The organism is Kitasatospora sp. GP30 (assembly GCF_029892145.1).
GTDB lineage: Bacteria > Actinomycetota > Actinomycetes > Streptomycetales > Streptomycetaceae > Kitasatospora > Kitasatospora acidiphila.
Genome location: NZ_JARZAH010000087.1, coordinates 1 through 5,285 on the forward strand (window position 1 = coordinate 1; position 5,285 = coordinate 5,285).

General features: G+C 72.4%; 3 protein-coding genes. 2 read left to right on the forward strand and 1 reads right to left on the reverse strand.

Annotated elements, in window-relative coordinates; translation table 11 throughout:
* The first annotated feature begins 172 nt into the window (after nt 1-172).
* Complete coding sequence (locus tag P3T35_RS40110) at nt 173-1,339, forward strand: phosphatase PAP2 family protein (RefSeq protein WP_280709835.1); 1,167 nt, start codon at nt 173-175, stop codon at nt 1,337-1,339.
* 57 nt (nt 1,340-1,396) lie between these two features.
* Here the strand turns inward: P3T35_RS40110 and P3T35_RS40115 are convergent, their stop codons facing one another.
* Nucleotides 1,397-3,952 carry a SpoIIE family protein phosphatase gene (locus P3T35_RS40115; protein WP_280709837.1) on the reverse strand — a complete coding sequence of 852 codons (2,556 nt, stop codon included), beginning with the start codon at nt 3,950-3,952 and terminating at the stop codon, nt 1,397-1,399.
* A 521-nt stretch (nt 3,953-4,473) separates the two neighbouring features.
* Here P3T35_RS40115 and P3T35_RS40120 point away from each other — a divergent pair.
* On the forward strand, nt 4,474-5,285 hold an 812-nt coding region (locus tag P3T35_RS40120; RefSeq protein WP_280709842.1), incomplete at its 3' end, for a HAMP domain-containing protein.

Here is a 5,285-nt window from a genome sequence, read left to right on the forward strand (position 1 = left end):
GGTACTGCAGGGGGGACCCTGTGGGAGAGTAGGACGCCGCCGAACAATTCTTCAGAAGAAGCCCCGACGGGCAACCGTCGGGGCTTCTTCGCGTTTCGGCCTCGCGCGCTACCCTCTCAGCCGGCACTACAGCTCGTATAGCTCGGACAGTTCGGCGGAGAGGCGCACGGCGTTGCAGAACCTGACCCTGTCATGGCAGAGCGCCGGTACCGCCGGGACGGTGCTCCTCGGAGCCGCCTACGCCGTGCACCGGTTGCGGCCGGCCAGGACGACCCTGATCGCCGTCCTCCGCGAGGCCGGCACCCTGCTGGCCCTGTTCGCGCTCTGGCAACTGGTCGGCCAGCTCTCGCTGATGTCCACGGACCACGCGCTGGACCGCGCCGAATGGATCCATCACACCGAGCTGAGGCTGGGCCTGCCCGACGAGGCGTCCTGGCAGCGGGCGGTGACGCCGCATCCGGTGCTGATCCGGCTTGCCGACTACTACTACGCGGTCATGCACTTCGGCGTGATGATCGCGACGCTCCTCTGGCTCTTCCTCCGGCACCGGGACCGCTATCCGTGGGTGCGGACCACGGTGGTGCTGGTCACCGCGAGCTGTCTGCTGATCCAGTTCGTCCCGGTGGCGCCACCCCGGATGCTGACCGACCACGGCTTCGTCGATGTCGCGGCGCAGTACGGCCAGTCCGTCTACACCGCGGGCGTCGGCGGGATGCACGCGGACGAGCTGTCGGCGATGCCCTCGGTGCACGTGGCGTGGTGCGTGCTGGTGGCGGTCGCGGTGATCGCGGTGTCCAAGTCCGCCTGGCGCTGGCTGATCCTGCTGCACCCGCTGCTGACCATCACCGTCGTGGTGGTGACGGCCAATCACTTCTGGGCCGACGGCATCGTCGCCCTCTGGCTGCTGATGCTCGCCTACGCGGCGCAGTACGGTTCGGGCCGTTGGCGGCGACGCAGGGCGGCGCGGGCCGGGCAGTGCACGCAAGACGCCCGAACTGGTGCCGCGCTGAACCGTCCTGGGCCCGGCAGGCGCCGCCCGCCGAGCCCAGGACGCGCTACCTCACTTGACCGGCAGTACCGCCCGGCCCCAGCCGCTGTTGGCCAGCGCGGCGGTGGCCCAGTACCAGCTGATCAGCCCGGCGGCCGCGGCGACCCAGCCGGCCAGCTTGACCAGCCAGCCGGCAGCCGAGGGTGCCGATCGCGTCCAGCAGCAGGGCGAGTGTCAGCACGGCTGCCGGGACCACTGGCACCGGGGAGGAATCCCGGTCAGCAGGTCCCTACCCGGGGTGACGGCGCTTGTACCCTTGTGAATGCCGGAATTTGTCGGTTCGTCAGCTGATCGAGTCTGGGCCGTGATGGGCCCGGCGGTGCGCCGGACCGTGTCTCAGCTGCGGGCTCAGCCCTGCCGCTGGGCCGGCAGCCGCAGGGCGATGATCGCCATGTCGTCGCACGGCGGCTCCGGGGCGAACCGCTCCACCGCGCGCTGCACCCGGGCCGCCACCGCTCCCGCCGTGAGCCCGGTACAGCCGGTGAGCACCTCGGCCAGCCCGTCCTCGCCGAGCATCCGCATCCCCTCGCGCCGCTCGGTCACCCCGTCGGTCACGCAGAGCAGTACCTCGCCCGGCTCCAGTACCACCCGTTCGACCGTGAGCTCCAGCGGCTCCATCACCCCGAGCAGCGGCTGTGAGGTGGCCGCCGCTGCCACCTGGCCGTCGGGGCGCAGGCGCAGCGGCAGCGGGTGGCCGGCGCAGACCAGGTCGAGTTCGGCCCGGCCGTCCGGCAGCGGCGTCAACTCCCCGTAGAGCAGGGTGAGGAAGCGGCCCCGGTCGCCCTCGTCGAGGATCGCCCGGTTGAGTCGGCTCAGCACCTGGGGCGCGTCCAGGCCCTCGCGGGCCAGCAGCCTCAGCGAGTTACGGGCCAACCCGGTCACCGACGCGGCCTGCGGTCCGGTGCCGCAGACGTCGCCGATCGCGAAGCCGTAGGTGCCCTCGCGGATCGCGAACAGGTCGTAGAAGTCGCCGCCGACCTCGTTGCCCTCGCCGGCGGCCTGGTAGAAGACCTCCACCTCGACCCCTGGGATCTTCGGCAGTTCCGGCGGCAGCAGGCTGCGCTGCAGCGCCTGGCTGGTGGCGCTGCGCTCGGAGTAGAGGCGGGAGTTGTCCATCGCCAGCGCTCCGCGCCGGGAGAGGTCCTCGGCCAGCTCCACGGTCTCCTGGCGGAACGACACCCCGGCCCGGGTGCCGAGGACCAGCAGCCCGATCGTCCGGTTGCGGGCGGACAGCGGCAGCACCACCGTCTCGCCGATCAGGCCGGCGGGCTCGGCCGCGGTCGCCGCCTCGGCCGGGCCGGTCCAGAACGCGGTGCCGTCGGCGGTGATCCGGGCCGCCGCCGGGGTGCGGCGCAGCAGCGCCCGCAGCGGGTCGATCCGGTCCTCCTCCTCGTGCAGCACGAAGGCGAGTTCGGCGAACTCGGTGCGCTCGGCCAGCGTGTAGACGGCGCACCAGGAGGCCAGGGTGGGCACCGCCATCTGCGCCATCAGGGCCAGCGTCTGCTGGTGCTCCAGGGTGCCGGCCAGCAGGTCGGAGGCCTCGACCAGGAAGGAGAGGGCACCGCGGCGCAGCCGCTCACGCTCGGCGAGCCGGGCGTTCTCCACGGTGAGGGCGATCCGGTCGGCGGCGAACTGCAGGCGCAGCGCATGGTCGTTGTCGTACTGGGCGGTTCGCCTCGCGGCCACCCCGAGCGAGCCGATCAGCCGGCCCTCCACCTTGAGCGGCACGGTGATCAGCGAGCGCAGCCCGCTGCCGATCAGCAGTGGGGCGCTGTGCGGCCGCGTCGTCAGGTCGTCGTGGACGGCGGGCAGCCGGGCGGAGTCGTAGCGGGACTGGCTGGAGTCGATCGGGAGCCGGACGTTCTTGGTGCGTTCGGCCGCGAGTCCGGTGGCGGCCCGGACCTCGAACTCGGTCTCGTCCTCGGTGGCCAGCAGCAGGTAGGAGGCGTCGCCGTCGAGCAGATCGCGGGCCCGCTCCACGGTCTGCTGCAGCAGCCCCGACAGGTCGTCGGCCCAGACGCCTTCGGGCAGCAGGTCCAGCGGTTCGAGGCCGCCGAGTGCGGGGCCGGCCGGGGCCTGGCGGTCGGGGCTGCGCAGCACGGCGCGATCGCGCTCGCGGACCATCAGGCAGAGCGTGGCGGGTGCTCCGGTGGGATCCAGCACCCGGACCTGGCAGCCGTAGACCTCGATGGTGCGCTGGTCGGCGCGGCGGACCCCGAACACGCCCTCCCAGCGGGCCAGTCGAAGCGCCGCCTCCAGTGGTCCGGCCGGGCTCTGCGGCCAGACCACCAGCTCCGCCCAGGCCCGCCCGACGGCCTCGGCGGCCGGGCGGCGGAACAGCTCCTCGGCATCGGTGTTCCAACTGCGGACCGTGCCCTCGGAGTCCAGCTGGGCGACGGCCACCAGCACCGGTCCGTCGGTGCTGGGCAGCACCTCGCCGGGAGCCTGGGGGAGCGCGAACCGGGTTCCGGGGAGCGCGCGTTGCAGCGGAAGCCGGAACCAGACGGTCTTCTGCCCGGCGGCGTACTCCACGCCCCAGCGGCTGGACAGCGCCGAACACATGAGCAGGCCGCGCCCGCCCTCGCCCTCGGCGTCCGCGAAGTGCTCCGAGTGCTCGGAGGCCGGTTCGTCGGCCGATCCGGCGGCCAGGGTCGGCAGGCCGCGTTCCGGATGGTGGTCGGTGACACCGATCTGGACGGAGTCCTCCTCGCGCAGGCAGCTCACCTCGGCGGCGGTGCCCGCGTGCACCACGGCGTTCGTGACCAGTTCGCTGACCAGGACGATCGCATCGTCGACCACCTCGGGCAGGCCCCAGCCCAGCAGGGCGTCCCGGACGAATCCGCGCGCGGCCGAAGCCGACCGGCCGTCCGGCTCGAAGGTGGCGGCTGCGCGCGCGGTGACCACGGGCTGCTTCTCCTCTGCGTCGGGTAGCTGCTCGGCGCCTGGTGCCTCCCCCAGCGTTCGGCTGGGCGGGGCCCCCATGGGTGGGTGGGCGTTTCCCGGGTGGATCGGGCCAGGGCGAAGTGCAGCGCTCCACCCTACTTTCCGGACGGCTTCCCCGTGGGCAAGGGTGACCGAAACGGGCACTCGAGGGTGATTCTGCCCACCACAGGCCTCTCACAATGATGAGAGGACTCGCAAGCGGGTCAACAACGTCGGTCGGTACTGTCAGACTGGGGGATCCGCCCGAGTCCGCAGCTGGACGCCGGGCGGCGGACACCAGCCAGTTGCGACGTGGGAGGGTCCCGTTGAGTTCGGCCACCAAGGACGCTGCCGGGCAGAGCGCCACCGGACAGAAGAGCGCGCCGGGTGCCCGTGGCGCACGGTCGACCACCGCACCACGGAGCGGTGCGAGTCGGCGCGCGGCGCACAGCCACGGAGCGGAGCCCGCCGAGCTGCGCAAGCTGCTCGGGGCGCTGACCGCGATGCGCGACGGAAACTTCCGCCGCCGCCTGACCGTGCCGGGCGACGGCCTGGTGGCCGAGATCGCGGCCGTGTTCAACGAGGTCGCCGAGCGCAACCAGCACCTCACGGGCGAGCTGTCCCGGGTGCGCCGCGCGGTGGGCCGCGAGGGCCGGCTGACCGCCCGGCTGGAGAGCGGTGCCGGTGAGGGCGCCTGGGCCTCGGCGGTGGACAACTGCAATGCGCTGATCGACGACCTGGCCCGGCCGATGGCCGAGGTGGGCCGGGTGCTGTCGTCGATCGCCGAGGGCGACCTGGACCAGCGGATGGAGCTGCGCTCGACCCTGCCGGACGGCGGCAGCCAGCCGCTGCGCGGGGAGTTCCTCAAGGTCGGCCGGACCGTGAACAGCCTGGTCGACCAGCTCTCGGAGTTCACCGACGAGGTGACCCGGGTGGCGATCGAGGTGGGCACCGAGGGCAAGCTGGGCGGTCAGGCCCGGGTGCGTTCGATGTCCGGCAGCTGGAAGGACCTGGCGGACTCGGTCAACACCATGGCGGGCCGGCTCACCGCCCAGGTGCGCAACATCGCCGAAGTGACCACGGCGGTGGCCAAGGGCGATCTGTCCCGCAAGGTCACGGTCGACGTGGCCGGCGAGATGCTGGAGCTGAAGAACACCGTCAACACGATGGTGGACCAGCTGAACTCCTTCGCCGCGCAGGTGACCAGGGTGGCCCGCGAGGTGGGTACCGAGGGTCGGCTGGGTGGTCAGGCGCAGGTGCCGGGTGTCGCGGGTGTGTGGCGTGATCTCACCGATTCGGTGAACTTCATGGCCAA